Consider the following 24805-nt stretch of genomic DNA (forward strand, 5'->3'; position numbering starts at 1 on the left):
GAGAAAATTCGAACGACTGATCTCGAGAACGTCGTCGCGGTTCGGTCCCAGGGGTAACCAAACAACTAGGGTCGCTCAGCGAGTAGACCAGAACGGAGAAACTTCGTGGCCAAGTACCTGCTGCTCAAGCACTACCGGGGCGCGCCTGCGGCTGTCAACGACGTGCCGATGGATCAGTGGACGCCGGCCGAGATCGAAGCGCACATCGCATACATGAACGATTTTGCGGCTCGCCTGGAAACCAGTGGCGAGTACGTCGGCGGCCAGGCCCTGGCGCCCGAGGGTGCATGGGTCCGCTACGGCGGCGTGGGCAAACCGCCCGTGACCGACGGCTCCTTCGCCGAGACGAAAGATCTGATCGCGGGCTGGATGATCATCGACGTCGAGTCATACGACCGAGCGATCGAGCTGGCCGGCGAGTTGTCCGCTGCGCCCGGTGCCGGTGGCGAGCCGATCCACGAATGGCTTGAGGTCCGTCCGTTCCTTGACTCACGCGCCGGCTGTCACTGAGTAGCTGCCCGACGCCGCGCGGACGCCGGCGGCGGGATGTCGACGCATAGTTACTCGCACAAGCGATCGAGCGACATTGCCACGGTGGCAAGGGTTTACGCCCGCGGCCGCGGCTCAGGCGCAGAAATCGGCACGGCCGGTGACCCGTACCCGTGCGCTCAGTCCGTGTATGGGCGCCTGAGCACATTCGACGTGAGATGGGCGCGTCTGGTCGATATGTGCAACCATAACCTCTAAGCTCGGCTCATTTCTCGTGGTCGAGGGCAAGAACAGACTCCCACAGGGAACAGAGAGGACCGCCGGATCGATGACCCAGCGCCGCGCCACACTCTCCATCAACACTGTGAAGTTCGCGATCGCAGGAGTGGCCGCCGTCGGTGCCGTTCTGGGCCCCGTCGGATCGGCGCTGGCGGATCCTGCGGATCCGGGCCCTACGCCCAGTCCGTCAGATCCGGCCGTCGCGGCGCCCGGGCAAGTAGTGGTGTCCAACGACGGCCCCGCAGGTCCACCTCCTGCGCCACCCGTCGGTCCGCCGCAGGTCCCTGAGATCGCGAATCCGGTGTACGGCTCAGGCCAGTACGGTTCAGGCCCGATCGGGTCGCTGCGAGATCTGTGGCACCAGGCCCGCGACCCATCGCCTCTCCAGGATCCCGATGTGGCCGGCGGTGTTGCGCCACCGCCTGGTGCGGGGCCTGCGCCGAAACTGCCACCCGGATACATATCGATCAACGCGCCGGGTTCTGAGACTCCGGTGACAGCACCTGCTCCTGGCAGTGCGCCGGCTGGGCCGGCGCTACCGCCCGGCTATTACCCATTGAACGGTCCGCCGCCACCCGGCTATGAGTACAACGGACCGGGTGGTCAGTCTCCCGCGCCGGGCACTCCGGCGCCGGCGGGGCAGGTTCCTGCGGCTGTTCCGGCGCCCTGACGGTTCAGCTTCGCTCCATTCCTGCTCAGGCGCCCATCGTTTCGGGTGCTCGAGTCGTATCTTGTTGCCAACGCTAGGTCGCGTCGCCGAGGACCCTGAAGGTGCGCTTCACCCGGATCGTGCCGACGCACTCTGACGGGGCAGCTGAATAACAGCAGTCACATCTGCCCCATATCTCACAGCAGTAACAACATTCATTTTTGTCACTGCTATAACTCTGGGTATTGTGCGTATCAAGTTAACCAATTGTCACATCCTGCCGGGCAAATTATGTGATTGATGGGATCCCTGAGGCGTTCAGTGCTGATCTGACCTCTCGATGTCGTGACCTGCTGATTCGGGTGTTATCGCATCCTCATTGGCCTCATTTGACGCATAACTATTAAATAAACTCATAGAACATAATTAGACTCGATAGCACGCCTGATTAACTCGAGCCTCATCGGTAAACTCTGTATCACGATGGAGGGCGGGAAGGTGTCTCGTCCTTGCCTTTACCGGCGTGCGCCTTGAGCGCACGGCCATGAGGGGATCGACATGCTCGTGCGAAAGATCGTCACGGTGCTCGCGATCATCGGTGCGATCGCCGCGGCCCAAACGTTCCTGCAAGTGGCGACCGCCGACGCGGAACCCAACTGGGACGCGATGGCTCAATGTGAATCGGGCGGGAATTGGTCGGCCGACACCGGCAACGGCTTCTATGGCGGGCTGCAGTTCACGCCGGCCACGTGGGCGGCCAACGGTGGAACGGGTTCGCCCGCGGCGGCACCCCGGGCTGAGCAGATCAGGGTGGCACGGAACGTGCTGCAGACACAGGGGCTGAGCGCGTGGCCCGTGTGTGGCGGCCCGGCCGGCACCGCTTCGGGCACTTGTCGTTCCATGGTGGCTTGGATTCCCATCGGGCGCCTGCCGCGGTTGTGCACCCTGCTGCTCAACCCGTTTGCCTGACTCGCACCCAGTCGTGTGGCTGGCGCCTGCCGCGGGTCGCTCAGCGGCGCAATCTCACAGCACCTGATTTTTGGCTGAGAGATTGGATTAGATAGATCACCTCGGTAAGTAATCGATATATCGTGATATTGACGCGATGCAGCGTTGTACCGAGCAGTAGGACACCTCACGAGAGGGAGGCAGACATGTTTGACGGTGGAGGATTCCCCGGTGGATTCGGTTTCGGTGGAGCTGGTTTCGGCCCCTTCGGTGGCGGTTGCGGCGGCCCAGGATTCGGTGGGCCGGGTTTCGGCGGCCATGGCTTTGGCCTGGGCTTCGGCAGGGCCAAGGTCGCGGCTGCGGCAACGGCGGCGTTGTTGCTTGATGGACCAGCCGATGCTGCGGAGATCACCCGACGGGTGTCCGAGGCGACTGACGGCGCGTTCACCCCGCCCGACGGGGCCGCGGAGGTCGGCATCGGGCTGTTGGCGGGTCGAGGCGTGGTCACGGTCGAAGATGGTGTGGCGACGCTGACCGAATTCGGAGAGAACATCCTGGCGTGGCGGGGCATCAACAGCGATACCGCCCATGCATTCTTGGCGCAGATGTCGAAGTTCGGCGGTGTTCTCAAGTTGCGCAAGGAGTTCCTCGAGGTTGCCGGTCTGGCCCGCACGATCATGTGGACCGGGACGGACGAGCAGAAGGAGAAGCTCGAGGAGGCGAGGAACACGATCCTGGCCGCTGTTACCGAGGCCAAGCGGTCGCTCTACGCGGCGTTGGCTCAAGGCTGACTCGACAGCATTTCGGCGCGGCTGTGCACCGTGCGCGGCCGCGCCGAAACCGGCCTCAGGATTCTGGGTCCGGAAGGCTGGGATCGTCGGCGCGGTGCGCAAACGCGTCGAACTCGATGGCCGGCGTTAAGCGGGCAATTGCGAAATCGAAACCCGAGGGTCAGCGGCACCCGTTGGCGCTGACCCAGCGCCCGTTGTAGCCGACACAGCCTGTGACGGGCGGGGGTGGGGGAGGCGGCGGGGGTACGTCTTCGGGCAGCGGCGCGTAGGCGGCTGGAGGCGGGGCGTAGGGAGCGATCGCGCCAGCGATGTTGGTGCAGCCGCTGACGTTGATCCGCCGGCCGGCACCGACGCAGACGTCTGCCGTGGCGGCGCCGGCGGGAGTGATGAAGACGATGGCACCGGGAACGGCGACGACGGCCAGTGCCGCAGCGACCCAGGATCGGTGAGAGTTCAGTCTGGTCAACGCTTTCAACGTCGTGAACATTATTGTCCTAGCAGTGGCTGATCAGGTTCGGACATTCCACAGCGGTCGCGGAAGTCTGTGAGTGGTTGGCGAATACCCAGTAGCTCTGAGTGCGCCTGCGGATTGTTGTCGAAGAACGTGCGCACCTGGTCGGCGACTTGGTCGCGCGGTTGATCGTGCAACCCGGTGTAGAAGTCGTTGACCTCCGGATGGGTGAACAGATAGACAGAGACGGATGCGGCGACGCCCGCCGAGACGCCGGCCAGATCTGCTGCCGTGCAGTTCGGTACGTCTTCCGGTTCTGCCTCCGCCGTCGCCGGCATGAGCAAGCACGCCATCAGCGCTGCGGCGCCCCCTGCGAGCAGCGCTGCCCGTGGGGCAATCGAAGAAGTCACTGGCATGGCGGACTTTTCCTTCCCTATGGGTGCACTGATCTCAAACTCCAGCGCGACGCAGGAGGATTATACGGGTCCGAGGCCCGTGCAGATCCCGAATCATGCTGGCATTGCTGTACCTTCGTCGATTGCAGGCACAGGAACAGCGGGAAGCCGCGGACACGCCACGGCGTGGTCATCGCTCCCCACGGCTTAGCACTTACAGCGTGACGACTTGCCGAATTGCCTGTCCGTCGTGGAGACGGTCGAAGCCGTCGTTGATTTCGTCAAGTTCGAGCGTTCTGGTGAGCAGCCGGTTGACCGGGAGTCGGCCGCGCTGGTACAGGCTTATGTAGCGAGGAATGTCCCGATTCGGGACGGCGGTGCCGATATAGCTGCCTCGAAGGGTGCGCTCTTCGGCGACCAGAGTGACGGGCGCCAGCGGCATGGTTGCATTCGGCGCCGGCAGGCCGGCGGTCACAGTTGTTCCTCCGCGGCGGGTCATGCGGTAGGCGAGGTCGAGGGCTCTGGTCGAGCCAGAGAAATCGAAGGCATAGTCCACACCGCCGCCGGTCGCGTCGATGACCTGCCGTGCGGCGTCGGGGTCACCGGCATTGACGGCGTGGGTGGCACCGAGTTCGCGTGCGAACGCCAACTTCTCGTCAGACCGGGTGACCGCCACAATCGTGCGTGCGCCGGCAGCAACCGCACCGAGCAGCGCCGCCAATCCGACGCCGCCGAGACCGATCACCGCGCTCGACGACCCGGCCGGCATCCGTGAGGTGTTGATCACCGCGCCGACGCCGGTGAGTATGGCGCATCCGAACAGGGCAGCTTCCACCAACGGCAGTTCGGGATCGACCTTGACCAGGGAGCGGCGGGAAACCGTGGCGTACTCGGCGAATCCCGATACTCCGAGGTGGTGATTGACCGGGGTGCCATCCTGGCGCTGCAGCCGACGGGCGCCGGATAGCAGGGTGCCCGCACCGTTGGCTGCGGCGCCCGGCTCACATAGCGCTGGGCGACCTTCGGTACAGGGCTCGCAATGGCCGCACGACGGGACGAAGACAAACACGACATGGTCACCTGGCTTGAGGTCATCTCTGCCGACACCACCGGCCGTGGGTCCCACCTCTTCCACGATGCCGGCAGCTTCGTGGCCCAACGCCATTGGCATCGGCCGCGGGCGGCTTCCGTTGATGACAGACAGATCTGAGTGACACAGTCCCGCGGCCTTGACGCGTACCAGCACCTCGCCCGGGCCGGGCGCCTGCAACTGGAGTTTTTCGATCGTCAAGGGTTTGGACGACGCATACGGCGGGGTGGCGCCCATGGCATCTAGAACGGCTGCTCTGATCTCCACGAATTGCGTTACTTTCCTGAGACTGGTGTCGTCGTCAACGAACTAGCTGACTCGCGGGATGTAGGGGTCTCGACGGACCTACGTATGCGGGTGCTGGTCCCGGAGAACCGGATTTTTTGTGTGCCACAGCGGAGGTAGCCGGTTGAGGAAGATGAACGCGATTCCACCGACCACGAACCCGATGACGTATGAAAGGTCGCCCCACTCAGGGTGTTTGGCTGCGATGGGGCCGGTGAAGAACGCCAGCTGCCAGAACGGCATGGATGCCACGACGCCGATGAGCCATGCGACAAATCCCCACTCCAAGATTCGCCGAGAGTCGTAGAGTTCGGCGATCTTGGACCGGTCGTGACGATGGTTGAGGACGTAGTCCAGAAGCAGCAGGGCGCCGAATGGGGCGATCATGTAGGAACTCAAGAACAGGAACGTCTTGAACTTGTTCTCGAAGTCTTCGTCCGCCCAGAGGGCGATGACGTAGGCGATCACGCAGATGAAGACGACTCCGGTGGTACGGCTGACGGGTATCCGCAGTGTCTGAATGGAGATCGCCCCGCCGTAGACGTTGAGGAAGTTCTGCGAGAACGACGACAGCAACACAGCCATCAGCGCGATGACGGCGAAGGGGCCGGCGGTGAGGCGGTGGAGCGCCTCGATCGGGCTCTCTCCCGCTGTGGCGAAGTGGCCCAGAATCGCGCCGGTGATGCCCAGCCAAGACAGCGACAGGAAGTTGCCCGCGAATGTCCAGAGCCCGCTGGCACGGTTGACGTGATCCTCGTCGGGGAGATAGCGGGAGTAGTCCGACGCGAACGGCCACCAGGCAATGAGGAAGGACAGGAAGAACCCGGCGAACGTAATCCAGCCGCCGACGGGACCAACCCATCCTTTCGCATCCGGGTTGGCGGGGAACGAACCGGACCAGCCGCGGGAGAGCGACACGATTGTGATCAGCAAAAAGCCAAAGAACAGCACCACGGCAAGGATGCGTTCGAGGAAGTGAATCATGTTGTACCCGTACACGGCCACCGTGAGCTGCAGGCTGACGAGCACGAGGGCGGTCAGCCAGAACGGGATGAACGGCATCAGGGCGTGTGCCGCCTGTGCGCCGAGGATGATCGTGACGGCGGCCCAGCCGATGCCGGCGAACACGTTGACGTAGGCGACCGGGACGAAGTTGCCGAAGAACCCCAGGGGCCCGCGGGCTTGGATCTGTTGGGGGACACCGAGTCTGCCACCCATCCTGGACATGATGCCCATTACGGCGGCTCCGACGAATGACCCCGCAATGATCGCGGTAATCGCCGAGACCAGCGATATGCCCATGCCGACCGCGGCGAAACCCAGCACCATGATGGGGAAGTTCATGCCGGCGGCAAACCAGATGAAGAACTGGGAGACAGCCTTCCCATGTCGCTCCGAGTCGGGGATCGCATCGGTGCTATAGGGCTCTACGGCTGCGATCTTATTTCGATAATGGAGGTCGGCGGTAACCTCACCGGTGGATGCGAGCGAAACGTCTTCACTCATTGGTCTGCCTTTCGGTCCTGCTTGCTGTCGGGCTACGAGTCAGTCGGTGGGTGGAGGAGGCCTGACTGCCACGACCGGCGGGAGTCAGCGGAGATTCGTTGTGAACGTGCGGAACAACGCGTATCAGTTGAAGGCGGGAACGACTTCTTTGATGAAAAGTTCAAGGGACTTGCGCTTTTCGTCGTGGGACATGCTGTTGTCGATCCAGAAGCTGAACTCGTCGACCCCGAGTTCGGAGTAGAAGCGCAGCCGTTCGATGACCTCGTCGGGCGTGCCGATCATCGCGGTACGGTGCAGGGACTCGAGTTCGAATTCGGGACGCCCGGCGAACTTCTCTTCGGGGCTGGGGTCGAGGAACCCGTTGACCGGCGTGGTCTTGTTGCCGAACCAGGCGTCGAAGGTGCGGTAGAACTTTGAGATCGCCGCGGCGGCCGGGCGCCAGCCGTCGGGATCGTCGGCGGAGTGAACATGGGTGTGGCGCAACACCATCAGTTCAGGTCGGGGCACCTCGGGGTGATTGGCGACAGCGGTGTCGAACTTGCGTTTGAGGTCGACAACTTCCTCGTCGCCTTTCATCAGCGGCGTGACCATCACATTGCACCCATTCGCCACCGCGAAGTCGTGGGAATCGGGATCGCGCGCGGCGATCCACATCGGCGGCGTCGGCTGCTGGATCGGCTTGGGCACGCTGGTTGAGGTGGGGAACTGCCAGATCTCGCCGTCATGGGCGTAGTCACCCTGCCAGAGCTTGCGTACCGCCGGCACCAGTTCGCGCAGGTACTTACCGCCTTCAGCCGCGGACAGCCCGGGCATCATGCGGTCGAACTCGAACTGGTAGGCGCCGCGCGCCAGCCCGACCTCCATGCGGCCGTCGCTGATCACGTCCAGCAGCGAGCATTCGCCGGCGACCCGGATCGGATTCCAGAACGGGGCGATGATGGTGCCCGCGCCCAGGCGGATCGTGCTGGTCTGGCCGGCCAGGTAAGCCAACAAGGGCATCGGGCTGGGCGAGATCGTGTACTCCATGGCGTGGTGCTCCCCGATCCACACCGTGCCGAATCCGCCGGCCTCGGCCATCAGGGACAGCTCGGCGAGATTCTCGAAGAGTTGCCGGTGACTCACCGACTCGTCCCATCGCTCCATGTGTACGAACAAGGAGAATCTCATCACGCACCACCTTTCTTACGATCCATCTCGGCGATGGTGACATCGCCTGTTGCCCAATGCGTTCGGGGTACTTCGCGGACGATGACCCGAATGTGCTCGGGTTGGGTGTTCACGGTCCGCAGCACGGCCTCGTGTACTTCGTGGATCATGGCTCGGATCTGGTCGTCCGAGCGACCAGCTGCGAGGGTGACCTCGACGAGTGGCATGTCAGCTCCGCATCACGAATGGGTCGGGAACCGGGCCCTCGTTGGTGTTGATCCACACGCTCTTGAGCCGGGTGTACTCCTTCATGGTCTCAGTACCGTGTTCAACGCCCACGCCGCTGCTCTTGAAGCCCTGGCGCGGCGACATCGGTGACATGGCCCGGTAGGTGTTAACCCAGATGGTGCCGGCATCCAGCCGCCCGGCCATGCGGTGTGCGCGCGCCAGGTTGGTGGTCCAGACGCCGGCGGCGAGGCCGTACTCTGTGTCGTTGGCCAATTGCACGACCTCGTCTTCGGTGTCGAACGGCATGATTGCCGCGACCGGACCGAAGATCTCTTCGCGGACCACCCGCATCTGGTTGTTGACGTCGACCAGAACCGTTGGTTCGTAAAAGAATCCGCCCAGTCCGGCATCGGTGGCGCGCCCGCCGGTGAGCACCCTCGCGCCTTCCTCACGGCCCAGGTCGACGTAAGAGGCCACCTTGTCGCGCTGGTCTTCGAAGGCCAGCGGACCGATTTCGGTGTCGTCGTCGAGCGGGTTGCCCATCCGGATGCTGCCGGCACGATCGGCAACCAGCTGCAAGAGCTCGTCGTAGATTGCGCGCTGCGCGAAGACGCGGCTGCCCGCGATGCAGGTCTGTCCGGCAGCGGCGAAAATGCCTGCGACCACACCCATTGCCGCGTTGGCGACATTGGCGTCATCGAACACGATGTTGGGGGATTTGCCGCCCAGCTCAAGTGTCGATCCGATGAACCGGCTCGCCGCCGATGCTGCGATGCGCGATCCGGTCGCAGTGCTACCGGTAAACGAGATCTTCGCCAGCCCAGGGTGATCCACCAGCGGCTGGCCGGCTTCGGCGCCGAACCCTGTGACGACGTTGACCGCGCCGGGCGGGAAGCCGGCCTCGATGACGAGCTCGGCCAGTCTCAGCACGGTCGCCGAAGTGTATTCGGACGGCTTGATCACCACGGTGTTGCCGGCACACAACGCAGGTGCCAGCTTGCTGGTGGTCAGCGTCAGCGGCGAGTTCCAGGGGGTGATCGCCCCGACCACACCGAGCGGTTCGCGCATGGTGTAGTTGAGCACTCGGCGGTCCGACGTGGGGACCACAGCGCCCTCGATCTTGTCGGCCAAACCCGCGTAGTAGTAGTAATACTCGGGCAACGTGGCCATCTGGCCGCGCATCTCGCGCAGCAACTTGCCGTTGTCGAGGGACTCCGAGCGGGCCAGTTCCTCGGCGTTCTCGCCGATCAGATCTGCGAGGCGGCGCAGCAGCCGCCCGCGTTTGGTCTGGCTAAGGTCACGCCACCGCGGGTCGAGGAACGCCTCGGTGGCAGCCGCCACCGAGGCATCGATGTCGGTCGCGTTGCCGCGGGCCGCCAGATACAACACGTCTCGGGTGGCAGGGTTCATGCTCGGGAAGTACTCACCGGATGCAGGCTCCACTGACTTTCCGCCGATGAAGTGCTGCAGCTTGCGGGGTTCAGACACGTGGGTAACCTCCGATGAATTTTCCGAAGAACGAGGACAGTGCGTCGACGAGTTCGCGTGGGCACTGGACCGGGAGCATGTGTCGCGCACCGGGGATGATGACCGCTTCGCAGCCGGGGATGGCGGCGGCAAGGCGTGACGTCATTTCAGGAGTGGAACCCGGATCGAGCTCACCCGTGACAGCGAGCGCCGGTACGGCGATGCGGTGTAATTCAGGGCCGACCTCGGCATCGCCGGTTGCGAACACTCGGTAGCAGTTCACAAAACTGTCCGGATCGTTGGCCAGCAGCGTCGCCTTCGTCTGTGCGATCTGGTCGGTGGCGACGTCGGTACCGTCGTACCAACGATGCAGGGACGCAGCCGAACTCGCTGCAAGGTCAGTGGCGGCGGTGTCGAGCCTGGCCAGTACCGCTGCCCGCTCCTCCGGAGTCCGTTGGCACACTGAGGCAACCGAGGTCAGCGACGCGACCAGCTCCGGTCGGTGCACGGCCAGATACTGCGCGACGAGTGCACCGAGGGAGAATCCGACCAGATGCGACCCGGCTGGGATCTCGTCGGCCACGCCGTTGGCCAAGTCCGCCAACGTTACTCCCGCCGGGACCGGTGGCCGGCTGCCGTGCCCGGGCAGGTCAGGAACCAGGACGGTGAACCGGTCGTCCAGCAGTGCAGTCACCGGCTGCCACACGGTGTGGTCGAGGCCCACCCCGTGCAGCAGAACCAGTGTCGGCCCGGTCATCGATCGTTACTTTTCGCTGCTCAGGGGAGCGAGACGCTGCTGTGGGCGACCTTGGGTAGCAGCTGCGAGCGCGATGACGATCTCGTCGGCGTGTGGAGCGTCGGCGATGCGCACCTCAATGGTCTGATGGTGCGACCGGATGGTGGCGTCGGTGATGTGCTTGAGCGGGATGTCGAAGACGACACCAGCTGGACTGCGCTTCTCGACAGCAGGCAATAGCGTCGTGGCGTTGGCGGCCTTGCGGAAGTGATCGCCGAACTTCAGCGTGTGGATAAGCCCCGAGCCATGCTCGATCTCGCCATTGAGGCCGACGATCGCTGCCTTGCCGTAGGCCTCCGCAGTACCTTCGAGAGCTTCCAGGACCAGGGGTGCCAGCAGCGCACCGACATCAGAGGCGGTCGCATCGATACCGGGAGCCAAGTCCTCGACGAAACCCTGTCCAGCCCAGGGATTTTCGATCACCGCGGCGACGACGGCGATGCGGGCCGGCGGGTTCACCTCACGTCCGCCCTCGGTGCGGATCTCCTCGACGACGGTGACGATCTTGCGCAGCTTCATGACAGGGCACTCTCCAGATTCTTGACGGTGACGGCAGGGTCAGTTTTGCGGTCCCCGATGCGGGGGTGGGGCCGTGGACCGGTCGATCCGGCGGCGATGATGACGATCTCGTCGGGGCGGGGCGCGTCGGACACCCTGGCGCTGACGGTCTGGTAATGGCTGCGGGTCGCGGCCTGTGTCTTGTGCCAGAGCGGAACGACCAGTGCCGCACCGGCTTCGGACCGGGTATCAGCGAAGCAGATGATCGATTCGCCCTCCAGGAACTCCCGCATGAGGTTGCCGAAGTAGGGGGTGTGGATCAGCGCGCCACCGTGCTCGATTTCTCCGGCATTACCGACGATGGCAGCCTTGCCGAACGCCTCGACTGCATCGACCCCACCGAGTGCCGCCACCAAACGATCACTCAGGAGTTGGGCGAGCACCGGAGCGATTCGGGTGACCTCCGGCTGAAGGTCACGTGACGGACCGGTTCCCAACCATGGATTGGCGATCACTGCGGCGACAGTGGCCTGCAGTGCCGGATTGGCCGGCCGTTCGCCGGCCTCAGTTACCACCGCCTCGCGATAGAGAACCAGCTTCCTTAACCCGATGCTGTCTTCGCGGCTACTCTCTTGCATGCCACAGCACAGTAGACCTCTGCTGGGTGTTGGTCAATAGTGTATTGGGCTTTTGCGTGGAAAGCTGATATGGGCGCTGGTGGACTAGCCGCAATGACGACTAAACGCGTTGAAACGCAGGGTTGTTCAATATCTATGCACGCCGCTCGGTGGAGGCCTCATTTGAGCGGCGGAAGGTCCGGCTGCGTTCGACTGTCATCACATTGACATGTGACTATGAGCTACGTTACATTTTGTTGTATGCAAGCTTGTCGGCTTTTCGCATGACTCGAGGGATCGCCATGTCTGGGCAGACTCGACGATCTTCGCGCTGCGACGGCAGGTGCTGTCGCACGATGTGCGAGCGGACAGGCTGGCTCTCCCCGCGACCGGCCCGCCGCAGGCCTTTGCACGAGTGTTCTGATCGTTGCGATCTTGATGACCTGGGTGTGTTTCTTTCCCCGGCGCGGAGCACCGAAGGGCTGCTGGTCTTCCTGGAGTACTTGGCTTTTGGCCCGTCGGACATCGCCGGGCCATGATGCAGTCAATCGTCCGTATGAGCAGATCGGTAGTCGCACAGTGAAAGGAGACAAGGACATGTCTGACATCGACGACCGTCGTGATCGGATCCAGCAAGTTTGGGAGGCGGCATGGGACCGCGGTGAAGTAGATGCTCTCGACAAGCTGTTTAGCCCAGACTACTTGCGGTTCGGCACTTCCAGCAGCGGTCAGAGTTTGGCCGATTTCAAGGCGTCGATTGTCAGCACTCGTGGTGCGTTTCCCGATCTTCTGACCGTGGTCGACGAAATTGTCATCGAGGGCGATCGTGCCGCGGTTCGCTGGCACAGCACGGGAACACACCAGCATCCGTTCTTGGGTGTACCGGCCACTCAGCGCACAGTCGAGATCAGCGGGGCGACATTCTCGCGATTTGACGGCGACCATGTCGTCGAAGAGTTCGTTACCTGGGACCCCAGAGCACTCCTGACTGCGCTCGGGATCATCACCGTCGGCCAGGATCATTGATCGAGATGACAAACGACGAAGGCGCGACGGTCCGGATTGAGCCCGACCTCAACGTGATGAAGCAGGTCAATCGGCAGTTCATCAGCGGAGTCACGGTTGTTACTGCGCTAGACGAACAGACGCCTCGGGGCTTGGCTGTTAATGCTTTCTCCAGCATCTCGCTCGAGCCCCCAACGGTGATGGTTGCAGTACAGCGGACCTCCTCCACTCACGACTGCCTTTATCGTGCGAGGCACCTGGCCATCAACATCTTGTCGACCGATCAACTCGATGTGGTCAATGTCTTCGCCACGAAAGCCCCGGACAAGTTCTCAGGTCTGGATTGGGCTCCGGGACCGTTCGGGAGCCCGCTGATCAACCACAGTGGCGCTCAGATGGAAGTGGAGATCCGCGAACGACTGCAAGCCAGCACCCATACGGTGTTCATCTGCCGAGTGGTACACGCCGCGGTCAGTGATCGTCCGCCGATGGTTTACAGTGCCGGTAAGTTTTTCGATGGCGGCGCTTTGTCGCCGCTGGGCTGACCCAGGTTGGAGTGACATCGGAGGGGACGCACGGGTGAGAAGCGACGACGGCTCCCGCAACGGCTCTATTCAGAGCAGACTGATTGCTGAGGTCCGTCGTCGCATCATCGCCGGTGAGATCGCTCCTGGAGTCAATATCTCAGAACTCGCTCTGGCCGAGGAGTTCGGTGTCTCCCGCACACCGGTGCGGGAGACGTTCAAGCAGCTACAGACCGAAGGCCTAATCGAGATTCGACCTCGAGTCGGTACTTTCGTGACTATCCCGTCGCGGCGCGAAATCCTGGAGCTGTTCGAGATGAAAGAGCTGCTGGAAGGCGCTGCGGCACGGTTGCTTGCCCAACGTGGGCGCGTGCCGGAAGTCGATCGACTCGAAGAAAACTTGCGCCAGTTCGATCAGGCCGTGGCATCCGACGATCGCGCCCGGTACGTCGAACTCATCGACGAGTTTCACAACCTTCTCATCGTTGGTGCTGACAACGCCAAATTGGAAAGCCACTATCGGACGTTGATGAATCAGCTTGCCTACTCGCGCCTGGTGACCACTTCGCTGAGCCAGCCCGGCCGGCCGCTGCAGTCCAACCGCGAGCACCGTCAGGTATTCGAGCTGATCCTCGCCAAAGACGGGGATACTGCCGAACGCGTAATGCGCGAACACGTCCGCGCCAGCCGCCAGGCCCTTCTTGCTGGTCTTGACCAGGGGTCGACCGTTTCCCGGGGCCGGCGACACGCCGTCTAGTTGCCCCGAGAGAAGGCGTGCCGTCTGGTCCCGCTGGGGGCCGATCGGGGCGGTTACCTGGTCAGTGCGTTCGCTTTGTCCGGACGCCGTCCGAGCGTGTGTCGATGTCAGAGGTTCCGGCGTTCAGCGCCAGTTGGTGGTTCAGTCCAAACAACGTCGCCGTCAGGCCGTCGAGGACCTCGCCGGCGTCATCGACGAGTCGGCACATCACGACTACCGGCGAATGCCCTGCGGCTCTGCTCAGATCGACGGCACGTTCCCACACCCGCCCGCGCTCTGCGAATCCGCCGTCCGCGCAGCGGACCGGCAGGACGTGGCCCGGCCGGGTCAGGTCATCGGCGACGGTGCCGGGGTCTGCGAGCACTTGCATGGTTTGGGCTCGGTCCCGTGCGGAAATGCCTGTGCCGATGCCTGATGCGGCATCGACAGCCACGGTGAACGACGCACCGCTGTGCTCTGAGGCGAGAACCGGCTGATCCGGTATCCGCAATCTGTCCAGCAGCGAACTCGGCATCGCGGCGTGAACAACTCCAGACGAGTGACTGATGGCGAAGTGCAGTTGGGCTGTGGTGGCGGTGGCTGCCGGAAATGCGAGTAGCGCGCCGCCCTCATCGAGGAACACTGCGGGCAATCCTGCAGCAAACGCGTCCCTGACCTCGGCACAAAAACCGTCGGCCCAGTCGGCGTTTGCCGCGGACGGTGTGATTGTGCTGGTCATCGATCGCGCTCCTGGTCTGATTGTTCGTCGGTTGATGGTCAGAACTGCACGCCGGCCAACAGTGCTTGCCGGCTGGCGCGAACATGTTCGCGCATTACGCGTTCGGCGTTGGCACCGTCTTGGGCGACGATCAGCTTGAACACGTGGCGATGCTCGCAGTCGCACTGGGCAAGCCGACCGGGCTGGCTCAGTGAAGTGGTCACCAGGCGCGAGTAGGCGAGTTGGTTCATCAACGTCCGGTAGTGGCCCTGCAACTTGGCGTTGTCAGCCCCGGACATGAGCACGTTGTGAAACTCGTGGACCAGCTCGGCGTACCGAGCGCGATCATCATCGATCACTGCGCTGGCGGCTCGCTGGAGGTTGTTTTCCAGCTGATCGATTTCTGGTACCTTTCCGCGCTCGGCGAGCAACCGGGCGCCGGCGCCTTCGAGTAGTTCTTTCATCTCGAACAACTCGACAATTTCGCGCCGCGACGGGGTAGTGACGAAGGTGCCGACCCGAGGTCGAATCTCGACCAGACCTTCGGTCTGCAGCTGCTTGAACGTCTCGCGTACCGGGGTTCGGGAGACACCGAACTCCTCGGCGAGGGTCAGTTCGGAGATATTGACACCGGGTGGGATCTCGCCGGCGATGATGCGGCGACGTATCTCGGAAATCAGCCGGTCGGGCTTGGGACGACTCACGGGATATCGCAGGTAACGGTGTTGCTGCGGCAGATGTCGACAGGCACTGGACTTACCTCTTCCGGTGATGGTCTGGTGTGGATGCGCCAACGGGGCCGAACAGTTGCTATGGCGAGACCGCGGTCAGGACCGGGTTCGGCCATCTCGCCGGATGCGCTTGTGGTATGCAACAGAATGTAGCTGTCAACACAAATGCATGTCAATGTGATGTGAGATCCTAAATCAGTTTCCCTGCACATCGGTGTGTGTGTCCAACCGATCATGCAGCTAAAACCGCTGGAGCATGGCGCTTGTGGGGCGTTGTTTTGTGTGCAACGACGCATCGACCAGGTGTACGAGTACAAGCATATTGTGCCGGGACTGAATGTCTACTGGCATGCAAGAAGGTCAGTGCGGGGTGTTCGAACCCAGGTTTGGTGGAGCATCGTCAGAGACCCGCTGTGGCTGAGTCGCTCGACGAGCTCCTCAACGGTGCCCGCATCGAGCAGGACGTGTTCGACCTGCGCTCGGCGCGTTGGACGACGAGCAGTTGCACGCTACCGCCGCTGACTTCGCCGCTCAGCTTTGTCGGTTAGGTACGAATATCCTTATCGCACAACGATTTCTGTCCAACACATCGATGACAGCCTAGGAATGCCGAACATGCTGGTCCACCCGTGGGGCTGCATTGGATACCGCCGAATGGCGCAATCCTGACTCGAACGCGAGGCCTGGCATCCCAAAGCCCCGTGATGCCAGGAGAAGTGGGGATCACCATGACGTTGTCAGGTGCGGGCGTGATGGAAGCAGGCCGGGTGCTCGCGGGTGTCGACGGTGCCGTCCGCATCGACCAGATCCACGACGACGTTTTGTGAGTGTGCCGGTCGCCTCAGCCGGCTTCAGTCCGTGGCGTCGAGAATCTTGATCGCGAAGACGAGTGTGTCACCCTTCTGGATTCCGGCGCGGGGCTCACCATCGGGATACCCGTCGGCGGATGACATGGCGACGGCGACTGTGGAGCCGACCTTCTGTCCTGCGATGGCCTTCTTGAAGCCGGTCACGACGCCGTCAAGCGGGAACTGGACCGGCTCGCCGCGTTGGTAACTGCTGTCGAACACATTCCCGTCACGTCCGTTGACGCCTGTATAGCAAACGGAAACCGTTGCGGTGTCGCCGACGACAGGGCCGTCTCCGGGTTGCAGTGTGTGCACCTGGGTCTCAGTCACGGTGAACGGTGCGCCCACGGTGACGTTCGGCGCCGCGGTATCGGTAGATCCCGTGACGGCGACGTTGCCGGTGGCGCCGGCCAGTGTCCACTCGGGGTTGGCGCCGGTATTCGGCGCTGCCGTCGGACACGTACTGGCAATGGGTGCTGCCGTGCTGACGGGCGACGGAGCCGATTGAGACGCGGAAGACGTATGTGTCGCCGGCGTGCTTGCTGATCGGTTGTCCGCGTCGGAGCTGCATGCGGCGAGCGTCATGGCGATCGATGCGGCGCAGGCTGCGAACGCGACGGAACAAGACACACGGGAGGAGTTCACGGCCGTCACCGTACAGCCTCGTTGCCGGGCTGACGCCGGTCAGGTGGCCCCGGCGACGGCCGGCGGGAGTTCCGGGAAGACTCACCCGACGGCTGACCGAGCCCGGTACCGACCCCGTCGAAAAGTCTTGGACGGCACCGAACTCATTCTCAGCAAAGTCTCAGCCAGCACAGGCAACCTACAGGCGGGCGCCGGCACGGCGCATGAGCATCTGCGTCTCGAGGAAGAAGAATCCACGCAATGAGCGACTGGTCGAGGAATTCGTCACAAGGAAGCCACAGCGAGTGGCGGCCGAAACAGCCATCCAATCAAGATAACCCGGCCCAATGGAATCAGTCCGGGTATCACTACCCGTACAACTCGGCCGGCGTCACCGGAATGTACCCTCCGCCCTATGCTCCGAGCTCTGAGGCGAGTACTCCGTTCCAGGAGGCGCAACCACAGCAAAACCCGCAGCATCGGAAGCGCTCTCGAGTCGGCGTACTCGTCGTAGGCACGGCCGCGGTTGCCATGGTGGCAGGCGCTGCGACGGCGGTAGCCGTCGTCGACCATGCGGGACATGGTGTACCCACCGCCCAGGCGCCGGCCCCGGTGAACATCGGAAAGCCCGTGCCGGCCAACGGTTCCACACCCAGCCAGCCAGGAAGCACGGCGCCCACCGGATCGGTCGAACAGGTGTCGGCCAAGGTGTTGCCCAGCGTGGTGAAACTGCAGATCGAAAGCGGGCAAGGACGCGAGGAGGGGTCCGGTATCGTGCTCAGCGCTGATGGACTGATCCTCACCAACAACCATGTCGTGGCTGCTGTCGCACAAGATGCCGGTGGTCAGCAGCCCATGACTCCGCAAGACGGGCCGAGCACCCGAATTCCCGGTCTGCCGCGCGGAATGTTCCCGGGTGGACAGTTCCCCGGCGACGGTCAGTCCGGACCCGACACCCAGGACGATCCGTCTGACAGTCCGTTCACCAGGCCGTCCAGCCGGGTCGCCAGCGCTGCACAGGCGACCGTGACCTTGTCCGATGGCCGCACAGTACCGTTCACCGTCGTCGGAACCGATCCCGATGACGACATCGCAGTGGTTCGGGCACAGAACGTCTCCGGGCTCACTCCGATCACAATTGGTTCTTCGAAAGATCTGAAGGTGGGGCAGAACGTCGTCGCTGTCGGCTCACCGTTGGGCCTGCAGGGGACCGTTACGACCGGCATCATCAGTGCATTGGATCGCCCGGTCGCGACCGGCGATGAGCAGACCGGTCAGCATTCGGTGATCAGCGCCATTCAGACCGATGCGGCGATTAATCCGGGCAACTCCGGAGGCGCGCTGGTGGACATGAATGGCGATCTCATCGGGGTGAATTCCGCCATTGCTTCGCTGGGCAGCGATCAGGGCTCGCAGAGCGGTTCCATCGGACTCGGTTTCGCAATCCCGGTGGATCAAGCCAAACGTATTGCCGACGAGCTGGTTTCGACGGGAACGGTCCGGCACGCCTCCCTGGGCGTCCAGCTCACGTCTGGTAACAACACGTCCGGTGCGATGGTCGCCGGGGTCCTCGACGGTGGTCCGGCAGCCCAGGCCGGACTGCCCAACGGAGTGGTGATCACAAAGCTCGACAACCAGGTGATCGACGGTCCCGACGCTCTGGTCGCGGCGGTTCATTCCAAGGCACCCGGGGACAACATCACGTTGACCTACGATGACCAGTCGGGAGCTTCCCGCACCGTGCAGGTCACCCTTGGGCAGCTCCAGTCGTAACCGCGCACTCTTTACACAGGGGCCACGAATCCGTTGGGTTCGTGGCCCCTGTGGCTTGATCGGATCCTTCCCGCCGAGGAGTCATGGTGACCGCCGGAGAACCGCGACCAGGAAGTCGGAGTTTTCGGTGAACGGACGTAGATCCCACGAGGACAGCAGCAGATCGGGCATGAATCCGGCCGCGGCTGCGTCATCGAAAAACTGACCGAATTCGTAGTCGCGGCCCCCTCCGAAGCCGATCACGGCCCGACCGTCGCCGAGAAGGTGCGCACGAAGTCGGACCAGCACCTGAACGCGGGTACTCGGGGCGAGAAATGTCATGACGTTGCCGGCCGACACGACGACGTCGAACAGCTGTGTGATGCCACGTGCGGGCAGGTCGAGTTCGGCGAGGTCGCCGACGAGCCAGCGTGGCCCCGGGTGATCTTGCTCGGCAGCCTTGATGAGTGCCGGATCGACATCGACGCCGACTACGTCGTGGCCTGCCGCGGCGAGGTACCCGCCTACGCGGCCAGGACCGCAGCCAGCATCGAGTATCCGGGCGCCGCGTGCCACCATCGCGTCTATCAGGCGGGCTTCGCCGTCCAGATCCTGGCCAGCGCGCGCCATGGATCGAAAACGTTCGATGTACCACTGTGAATGGCCGGGGTCAGCCGCGACCTTTTGCATCCAGATGCTCTGCTCGACCACGACACCATTGTCGCAGCGGATCTACCGCGAGGACATGTGCGTTGATCGGATAGTTCAACGGCAGGTAGCAGCTGGCCGCAGGCACGATCCGGCGGAACTGTTGGCAGCACTGCGGGCGTCGGTGAGTTCCACTGCCTCACCACCGCTTCCCATAATTTCGCGCCTCGTCGAGATCGTCGTGCACGGGGAGGACTGTCGGGTGGCAAGCGGCGTTACTGTTGGCGGCATGTGGTCGCCGAGTCGCGCTGTCCGAGCTGTCCGGACTCGGTGCCGCTGAGTTGGGGCGGCGGGCCGGCTCAGGCGATTGAGCTCACCGCGCTTGCCGATTGGGTGGTTTGTTGACAGCCACAAATTCCTGTTCGGGCCGACCGGTGGTGCCGTAACGCAGTTGAACCTTGGCCTCGCCGGCGTTGGCCAACGTCGACAGATACCGTTGTGCCGTCGCCCGCGAAACCCCGATCTCCGTGGAGATCTCGGCAGACGACATCGGCTGACCCGATGCGCGAAGTGCCTGGAGTACAAGCTGTTTGGTAGGCGAGGTGGCGGCGGTCGGGGACTGCGGGGGCGTGATGCGGGGGCGCAGGGCATCCAGCGCCGAGTCGACGTCGCCGGCGCCAAGATTGGTTCCAGAAAGGATTCTGCGATAGCGCGCGTAGCCCGACAGGCGGGCTGCCAGGTCTGCCGGAGCGAATGGCTTCACGAGATAGCTCAGGGCGCCGGCCGCCAACGCTGCGCGGATCGTTCGGGCGTCGGTGGCGGCGCTCAAAACCATACTGTCGCACTGTAACCCGCGGACAAAGTCGATCCCCGATCCATCCGGCAGATAGACGTCCACCAAGGCAAGGTCGACGGGGGCTGCCTTGTGGGCAGCGGCGAGCGTTGTCACTGTTGTTGATACGGAGAACCCCGGTAGTGCGTTGACGATGCCCGCGTGCATGTTCGCCACTCGGAAATCGTCATCGACCACCAGCACCGTCAGTTCTGTGCCACCCATTGGGCTTCCTCCTCCACCATCACACCCGGCAGCCGGGCGATGAACTCTGCGCCGCACAACTCTGTGTCCGGATCCCCCGGGCTCGACAGCCGGATATCGCCACCCAATGCACGACTGATCTGGCGAGACAAGGCCATTCCGATGCCGCGCCCACCCGGTATTCCGGAATCCGGCTTCGTCGACTTGCCTTCGGTGAACACGTGCTCGACGAAATCGGAGGCCACCCCATCGCCGGTATCGGCCACGGTGATGTGCAGTGTTGAACCATCCTGCAGCAGTTCCACTTCCACCACCTTGTCCTCTTTTGCGCCGGTGCGGGCTGCGTAGATGGCGTTGTCCAGTAGATTGCCGAGTACCGACGTCACATCCACCGGCAGCGCGAGTCGGCCGGGTGCCCAGGTGTTCTCGCCGATCGTCAACGTAACGCCTGCTTCTCGGGCGCCGGCAGCTTTTGCCGCCAAGAAGGCCTGCAGGAACGCGTCACGGATGGCTTCGATGCCGGGCAGTGCCGAGCCCAGGGGGCCAGACCCGAGCAGTTCCTCCACATACTGAGCTGCCTCGTTGACATGGCCGCCGTGCAGCAGACCGTTGAGCAGATGCAGCCGATTGGCGAACTCGTGGCGCTGGGCCCGCAACACCGTGCTCATCAGCTGCACGGCATCGAGTTCGCGGGTCAACGATTCGACATCGGTGCGATCCCGCACGACCAGTACGGTGCCCAGTTCGCGGCTGTCACGCGTGACGGGTCGAGAGGACACCACCACGATCCGGTCGCCGACGGTGGCAATACTCGGCGTCGCGTCTGCCGCCCTGAACACCTCGAGCACCCGCGGGGTCAGGCCGATGTCTTCCACCGACCTGCCCGCCTCTTTGCCGATCTCGAGCAGTCTGGAGGCTTCGTCGTTGACGAACGTCGTCTTCCACGTGGAGTCGACGGCGAGCACGCCCTCGTCGATACCGTGCAGGACTGCGGCCTGGCTGCGGATCAACTCCGCCATCTCCGAAGGCTGCAGACCCATGGTGAGCCCCCGCCAGCGTCGGGCGAGGAGGACCGAACCGACGACACCGATCACGAGTGCCACGCCGACCAGAACAGCCGCGGTCCGCACATCAGTCCACAGTTGATGGTGCACGGCCGACGTCGAAATGCCTACGCTGACTTCGCCGGTGACACGGTCCGAATCCGGTGCCAGCACAGGTACTTTCGCCCGAACCGACGGTCCCAGCGTGCCAGACTCCCTCGTCACCACCTCGTGTCCGGCGAGTGCGGCGGTGGGGTCGGTACTGACATGTCGGCCAAGCTGGTCTCGGCTGGGGTGGGAGAGCCTGATGCCCTGATTGTTGGTGATCACCACGAACAGCACGCCGGTGCGTTGCTGGATCTCGGTGGCGAGTTGCTGCAGGGGCCCGTGCGCCAACTCGTCGGTGAGCGCCGGGCTTTGTGTCAACGGGGCAGCGTCGTAGCGAGCGACGTCGGCGCGTACCGCAGGGGCGAAGGCGATGGCGCGGGCCATGTCCAACGAGCGGTCTTCGTACTGGTCGGCAAGGCGCTGGTGACTCATGAAGGCGAGCAGACCGCCTGCGATACCCAGAGTGAGCGTTACTACGGCGACTTGCAGCAACAGCACCTGGGTAGCGAGCCGCACATCCATGTGCAGCCTTTTGGCCATGGGCCGAGCGTACGCGCTGTCGTGAGCACAATGAGCAAAATTAGCACGGTCACGTGCCCGCGGACTGATCACGTCGGATTGATTTCCTCGAGGCTCTGCCCAGCGGTGCGCGGTCCGATCGACGCGATCACAGCGATCGTGATGGCGAGCGCTACCAGGACGGCGGCGAACATCGCGGTGGCCCCGTAATTGTCGAGCAGCGGGACGAGAATGAAGGGGAGTGTCGCACTGGAGAGCCGCGACACCGAATACGCCCAACCGACTGCGGTTGCACGCACATCGCTGGGGAAGATCTCCGCCTGATACACGTGGTAGGCGTTCGAGAAGACGTTGCTCGATGCGGTGACCAGCAACCCGAATACGACGATGAGCGCGTGGACGGTTGCGGTCGAGAAGAGGACGCCGCAGACCGCCATGACGACGACCGTCGCCATGATCAGGTACTTGCGCTCGAACCGCTTGAGCAATGGAATCGAAATCAGTGAGCCGATCGGATAGCCGATGAACGACACCGCCGTGAACAGCAGCGATGAGGTGACGTCGTAGCCGCGGCTGACCAGCACCAGTGCCGCCAGCGTGCCGAACCCGTAGTAGCCGAATGGCTGGAACAGGTGAAAGATGCCGAGCATGACCAGCCGCTGTCGGTAGGGCGGCAGACGGAGCCGACGAGACGCAGGCACGGTCCGCTCCGGCTCCGAAACTGGGTCATCGCCGCCGTCACGGTCGGGCGTGGAGTCCGGCGTCGGGTCCGTACCGGCTTCGAACGCACGAAGCGCCGCGCGTGCATCGTCGATGCGACCGACCCCCGCCAACCACCGCGGTGACTCCGGCAGGCCGCGGCGCAGCACGATGATGAACAACGCGCCGATCGCGCCGATCACCAACAGGACCCGCCAGCCGTCGAAGCCGAACAGGCTGCGGTCGGCGAGCCATAGTGAGAGGAAACCCAGTGCCGGCACCGCGAGGAAGGAGCACGTGTAAGCCCAGGCGGCCAGGCGCCCTCGATGAGCCTTGGGGAGAACATCGGCGAGGTACGAATCGGCGATCGGATATTCTGCTCCCACGCCGATTCCCGCCATGAAGCGTGCCGCCACCAGCAGCCACGGGTTCGGCGCGAATGCGCCGACGACGCTCCATACGGAGAACCACGCCAGCGTGATCAGGAACGCTCGGCGGCGCCCGATTCGGTCAGCAATCCGACCGAAAGTGATTGCGCCGACGAACATTCCGAGGAATGACGAAGCGAGCAGCAGCTGCAGGGCACTGCCACCGAGACCGTACTGAGTCTTCAGCGTGGTGGCAATCGTGCTGGACAGAAAGATCTCGTAAACCTCGAAGAAGAGCCCGAGTCCGATAGCGATGACCGCTCTGCGGTGGATGGGGCCGACGGGGAGATCGTCGAGACGGCGCCCGATCTGGCGGGGTCCAATGTCCCGATCGGTGTGCACTGGCACAGTCGCGGCGGTCCGCCGGTCGGGGGTCTGGATTGCGGGCCGCGTCGTCATCTGTCACTCCTTGCGGGAAGCCTTGGTCTTCTGCGCTCATGACGCTACGGAGCTGTTCGCGTGTTGACTCGCTTGTGCGCGCAAGCCGCGCACTACTCGTTTTGTCGCCTTTTGCGCATTGCGCTCAAGTGTCTGCGCTTTGTCTGAATTGCGAATTGGTGCAAGACTATTCGCTCTCTGAGCCGATGCGAGCAATGCGAAAAAGATCCAAATCGGCTACTTGTGCGCGTTGCGCGCACAAGCGAGTCACGGCACCTGTGCGATTCGTAGATTTTGGCCCATCGGAATGTCGGGATCGTCCCGGCGTCGACACGCACCGAGGAGTCCACCATGTCGGTCGCACCCGAACCACTGGCGCCGAACGTGTTTCGTCCTGTGGCGTCAAACGGTGACCACTGTGTCGAGCGGATGGTGACGACGAGAGACGGCGTCTGTCTCGCGGTGTCCGATCACCGCTCTGAACGCGCCGACGCGCCGACAGTCATTCTGCTGCATGGTCTTCTACTCTCACAGGAGAGTTGGGAACTCCAGGTGTGCCACCTGAGGCGTCGGTATGGCGGCAGGATCCGTGTCATCACCTACGACCACCGTGGTCATGGTCGGTCGGCCGGCGCAGCAATGTCCACCTACGAGATCTCGCAACTCGCTGCCGATCTCGCAGAGGTCTTGGCCGCGATGCACATCACCGGTCCGCTCACTCTGGCGGGTCACTCGATGGGCGGTATGGCAGCGCTGGCGTACTTCGGTCTCCCGGAGTCGCAACGTCCTGTCGAGCCGGCCGGCCTGGTCCTCGTGGGGACTGCCGCAGGCAGTATTGCCGAGCGGGGGGTAGGTCGCCTGCTGGCAACACCTGCGACAGACGCGCTGTTCGGACTGGTGCACCGCATGCCGCAACGGGCAACGGACAAGGCCGTTCAGGCGCTCGTCCGGCCCCTTGGTGATGCGTTGAGCAGACTCGCCGGTGACCGCCCTGCGGCCGCCGCGGTCGGATCCGCTGTGGCCGCTGCCGCCATCCATACAGCTTCGTTGACGACAGCTGCCGGTTTCCTGCCGAGTCTGAAGCGCTACGACGTGTATCACGCTCTTGAATCCATTGCCGCCAAGACGTTTGTTGTCAGCGGCGGAGCCGATGTCCTGACTCCGGCATCGCATTCACATGACCTCGTCGCCGCGATCCCTGGCGCAATTCATCTGCACCGCCCGGCCGCCGGCCATATGTTGCTACAGGACGCCGCCGAGTGCGTCGGCGATGCGATTGGCCGCGCGATGGGGATGCGCCGCGGTTCTCGCCGTCATGCGCACGTGTCCCGTAACCGTTCTTCAGCAGCACAACTCGCGGTCGTGGTGTGAGT

At 63.5% G+C, this 24805-nt stretch carries 27 protein-coding genes and 1 pseudogene; 11 read left to right on the plus strand and 17 right to left on the minus strand.

Going from position 1 to position 24805, the window contains the following annotated elements; translation table 11 throughout:
- The first annotated feature begins 105 nt into the window (after positions 1–105).
- From B133_RS0106350 to B133_RS0106360, 4 genes and pseudogenes are all read left to right on the plus strand, one after another.
- Positions 106–514, plus strand: a pseudogene (locus tag B133_RS0106350) (YciI family protein).
- A gap of 330 nt (positions 515–844) precedes the next feature.
- On the plus strand, positions 845–1438 hold the full coding sequence (locus B133_RS23565) for a hypothetical protein (protein WP_369751485.1): 594 nt from the start codon (positions 845–847) through the stop codon (positions 1436–1438).
- Positions 1439–1975: 537 nt separating this feature from the next.
- Positions 1976–2386, plus strand: coding sequence for a transglycosylase family protein (locus B133_RS0106355; RefSeq protein WP_018599887.1), 411 nt, complete (start codon positions 1976–1978; stop codon positions 2384–2386).
- Positions 2387–2571: 185 nt separating this feature from the next.
- Positions 2572–3156, plus strand: coding sequence for a hypothetical protein (locus B133_RS0106360; protein WP_018599888.1), 585 nt, complete (start codon positions 2572–2574; stop codon positions 3154–3156).
- Positions 3157–3316: 160 nt separating this feature from the next.
- Here B133_RS0106360 and B133_RS0106365 read toward each other — a convergent pair whose 3' ends face one another.
- The 10 genes from B133_RS0106365 to B133_RS0106410 all read right to left on the minus strand — a co-directional run bounded on the left by B133_RS0106365 (position 3317) and on the right by B133_RS0106410 (position 11656).
- Positions 3317–3643: a hypothetical protein gene (locus tag B133_RS0106365; protein WP_018599889.1), complete on the minus strand. Its 327-nt coding sequence runs from the start codon at positions 3641–3643 to the stop codon at positions 3317–3319.
- Complete coding sequence (locus B133_RS0106370) at positions 3643–4023, minus strand: heme-binding protein (RefSeq protein WP_026256055.1); 381 nt, start codon at positions 4021–4023, stop codon at positions 3643–3645. The genes B133_RS0106365 and B133_RS0106370 overlap by 1 nt, the downstream gene beginning before the upstream one ends.
- Positions 4024–4216: 193 nt before the next feature.
- Positions 4217–5359 carry a zinc-dependent alcohol dehydrogenase family protein gene (locus tag B133_RS0106375; protein WP_026256056.1) on the minus strand — a complete coding sequence of 381 codons (1143 nt, stop codon included), beginning with the start codon at positions 5357–5359 and terminating at the stop codon, positions 4217–4219.
- A 78-nt stretch (positions 5360–5437) separates the two neighbouring features.
- Complete coding sequence (locus B133_RS0106380; RefSeq protein WP_018599892.1) at positions 5438–6883, minus strand: cytosine permease; 1446 nt, start codon at positions 6881–6883, stop codon at positions 5438–5440.
- Positions 6884–7006: 123 nt separating this feature from the next.
- Positions 7007–8050, minus strand: a complete 1044-nt coding sequence (locus B133_RS0106385; RefSeq protein ID WP_018599893.1) for an LLM class flavin-dependent oxidoreductase — start codon at positions 8048–8050, stop codon at positions 7007–7009.
- Positions 8050–8256 carry a tautomerase family protein gene (locus B133_RS0106390; RefSeq protein WP_018599894.1) on the minus strand — a complete coding sequence of 69 codons (207 nt, stop codon included), beginning with the start codon at positions 8254–8256 and terminating at the stop codon, positions 8050–8052. The genes B133_RS0106385 and B133_RS0106390 overlap by 1 nt, the downstream gene beginning before the upstream one ends.
- A gap of 1 nt (position 8257) precedes the next feature.
- The gene (locus tag B133_RS0106395) at positions 8258–9745 is read right to left on the minus strand and encodes an aldehyde dehydrogenase (RefSeq protein ID WP_018599895.1); all 1488 of its coding nucleotides are present in this window, start codon (positions 9743–9745) and stop codon (positions 8258–8260) included.
- Entirely contained in the window at positions 9738–10481 is a 744-nt protein-coding gene (locus tag B133_RS0106400) for an alpha/beta fold hydrolase (protein ID WP_018599896.1), read from the minus strand. Before B133_RS0106400 ends, B133_RS0106395 begins: the two co-directional genes overlap by 8 nt.
- 6 nt (positions 10482–10487) lie before the next feature.
- Complete coding sequence (locus tag B133_RS0106405; RefSeq protein ID WP_018599897.1) at positions 10488–11039, minus strand: amino acid synthesis family protein; 552 nt, start codon at positions 11037–11039, stop codon at positions 10488–10490.
- Positions 11036–11656 carry an amino acid synthesis family protein gene (locus B133_RS0106410; protein ID WP_018599898.1) on the minus strand — a complete coding sequence of 207 codons (621 nt, stop codon included), beginning with the start codon at positions 11654–11656 and terminating at the stop codon, positions 11036–11038. Before B133_RS0106410 ends, B133_RS0106405 begins: the two co-directional genes overlap by 4 nt.
- A 576-nt stretch (positions 11657–12232) precedes the next feature.
- On the opposite strand from B133_RS0106410, the gene B133_RS0106415 reads away from it, so the two are divergent.
- Genes B133_RS0106415 through B133_RS0106425 form a run of 3 tightly spaced genes read left to right on the plus strand, consistent with a single transcriptional unit; the run spans position 12233 to position 13921 of the window.
- A complete protein-coding gene (locus B133_RS0106415) occupies positions 12233–12661 on the plus strand; it encodes an ester cyclase (RefSeq protein ID WP_018599899.1) in 429 nt (142 codons plus the stop codon).
- A 5-nt stretch (positions 12662–12666) separates the two neighbouring features.
- Positions 12667–13185, plus strand: a complete 519-nt coding sequence (locus tag B133_RS0106420; protein WP_018599900.1) for a flavin reductase family protein — start codon at positions 12667–12669, stop codon at positions 13183–13185.
- A 34-nt stretch (positions 13186–13219) separates the two neighbouring features.
- Positions 13220–13921 (plus strand): GntR family transcriptional regulator, encoded by a 702-nt coding sequence (locus tag B133_RS0106425; protein WP_018599901.1) that lies wholly within the window; start codon positions 13220–13222, stop codon positions 13919–13921.
- 61 nt (positions 13922–13982) lie between these two features.
- Here B133_RS0106425 and B133_RS0106430 read toward each other — a convergent pair whose 3' ends face one another.
- Both B133_RS0106430 and B133_RS0106435 read right to left on the minus strand, forming a co-directional pair.
- The gene (locus B133_RS0106430; protein ID WP_018599902.1) at positions 13983–14639 is read right to left on the minus strand and encodes a 3,4-dihydroxy-2-butanone-4-phosphate synthase; all 657 of its coding nucleotides are present in this window, start codon (positions 14637–14639) and stop codon (positions 13983–13985) included.
- Between the two features lie 38 nt (positions 14640–14677).
- A complete protein-coding gene (locus tag B133_RS0106435) occupies positions 14678–15322 on the minus strand; it encodes a GntR family transcriptional regulator (RefSeq protein WP_018599903.1) in 645 nt (214 codons plus the stop codon).
- Between the two features lie 440 nt (positions 15323–15762).
- Here B133_RS0106435 and B133_RS25155 point away from each other — a divergent pair, with 440 nt between their 5' ends.
- Both B133_RS25155 and B133_RS25160 read left to right on the plus strand, forming a co-directional pair.
- The gene (locus B133_RS25155; protein ID WP_018599904.1) at positions 15763–15897 is read left to right on the plus strand and encodes a hypothetical protein; all 135 of its coding nucleotides are present in this window, start codon (positions 15763–15765) and stop codon (positions 15895–15897) included.
- A gap of 156 nt (positions 15898–16053) precedes the next feature.
- On the plus strand, positions 16054–16176 hold the full coding sequence (locus B133_RS25160; RefSeq protein ID WP_255349241.1) for a hypothetical protein: 123 nt from the start codon (positions 16054–16056) through the stop codon (positions 16174–16176).
- Between the two features lie 24 nt (positions 16177–16200).
- On the opposite strand, the gene B133_RS0106450 is transcribed toward B133_RS25160, so the two are convergent.
- Complete coding sequence (locus B133_RS0106450) at positions 16201–16842, minus strand: FKBP-type peptidyl-prolyl cis-trans isomerase (RefSeq protein ID WP_026256057.1); 642 nt, start codon at positions 16840–16842, stop codon at positions 16201–16203.
- Positions 16843–17352: 510 nt separating this feature from the next.
- Here B133_RS0106450 and B133_RS0106460 point away from each other — a divergent pair.
- Positions 17353–18594 (plus strand): S1C family serine protease, encoded by a 1242-nt coding sequence (locus B133_RS0106460; protein WP_018599909.1) that lies wholly within the window; start codon positions 17353–17355, stop codon positions 18592–18594.
- 81 nt (positions 18595–18675) lie between these two features.
- Here B133_RS0106460 and B133_RS0106465 read toward each other — a convergent pair whose 3' ends face one another.
- The 4 genes from B133_RS0106465 to B133_RS0106480 form a co-directional block, all read right to left on the minus strand.
- Positions 18676–19284, minus strand: a complete 609-nt coding sequence (locus B133_RS0106465) for a bifunctional 2-polyprenyl-6-hydroxyphenol methylase/3-demethylubiquinol 3-O-methyltransferase UbiG (protein WP_018599910.1) — start codon at positions 19282–19284, stop codon at positions 18676–18678.
- A 310-nt stretch (positions 19285–19594) separates the two neighbouring features.
- Positions 19595–20278 (minus strand): response regulator, encoded by a 684-nt coding sequence (locus B133_RS0106470; RefSeq protein ID WP_018599911.1) that lies wholly within the window; start codon positions 20276–20278, stop codon positions 19595–19597.
- Positions 20260–21948, minus strand: coding sequence for a sensor histidine kinase (locus B133_RS0106475; RefSeq protein WP_018599912.1), 1689 nt, complete (start codon positions 21946–21948; stop codon positions 20260–20262). The genes B133_RS0106470 and B133_RS0106475 overlap by 19 nt, the downstream gene beginning before the upstream one ends.
- A 68-nt stretch (positions 21949–22016) precedes the next feature.
- On the minus strand, positions 22017–23453 hold the full coding sequence (locus tag B133_RS0106480) for an MFS transporter (RefSeq protein WP_018599913.1): 1437 nt from the start codon (positions 23451–23453) through the stop codon (positions 22017–22019).
- A gap of 408 nt (positions 23454–23861) precedes the next feature.
- Between B133_RS0106480 and B133_RS0106485 the strand changes: the two genes are divergently transcribed.
- Positions 23862–24803 (plus strand): alpha/beta fold hydrolase, encoded by a 942-nt coding sequence (locus B133_RS0106485; protein ID WP_232423352.1) that lies wholly within the window; start codon positions 23862–23864, stop codon positions 24801–24803.
- Positions 24804–24805: the final 2 nt, after the last annotated feature.

This window comes from Mycobacterium sp. 155 (assembly GCF_000373905.1).
GTDB lineage: Bacteria > Actinomycetota > Actinomycetes > Mycobacteriales > Mycobacteriaceae > Mycobacterium.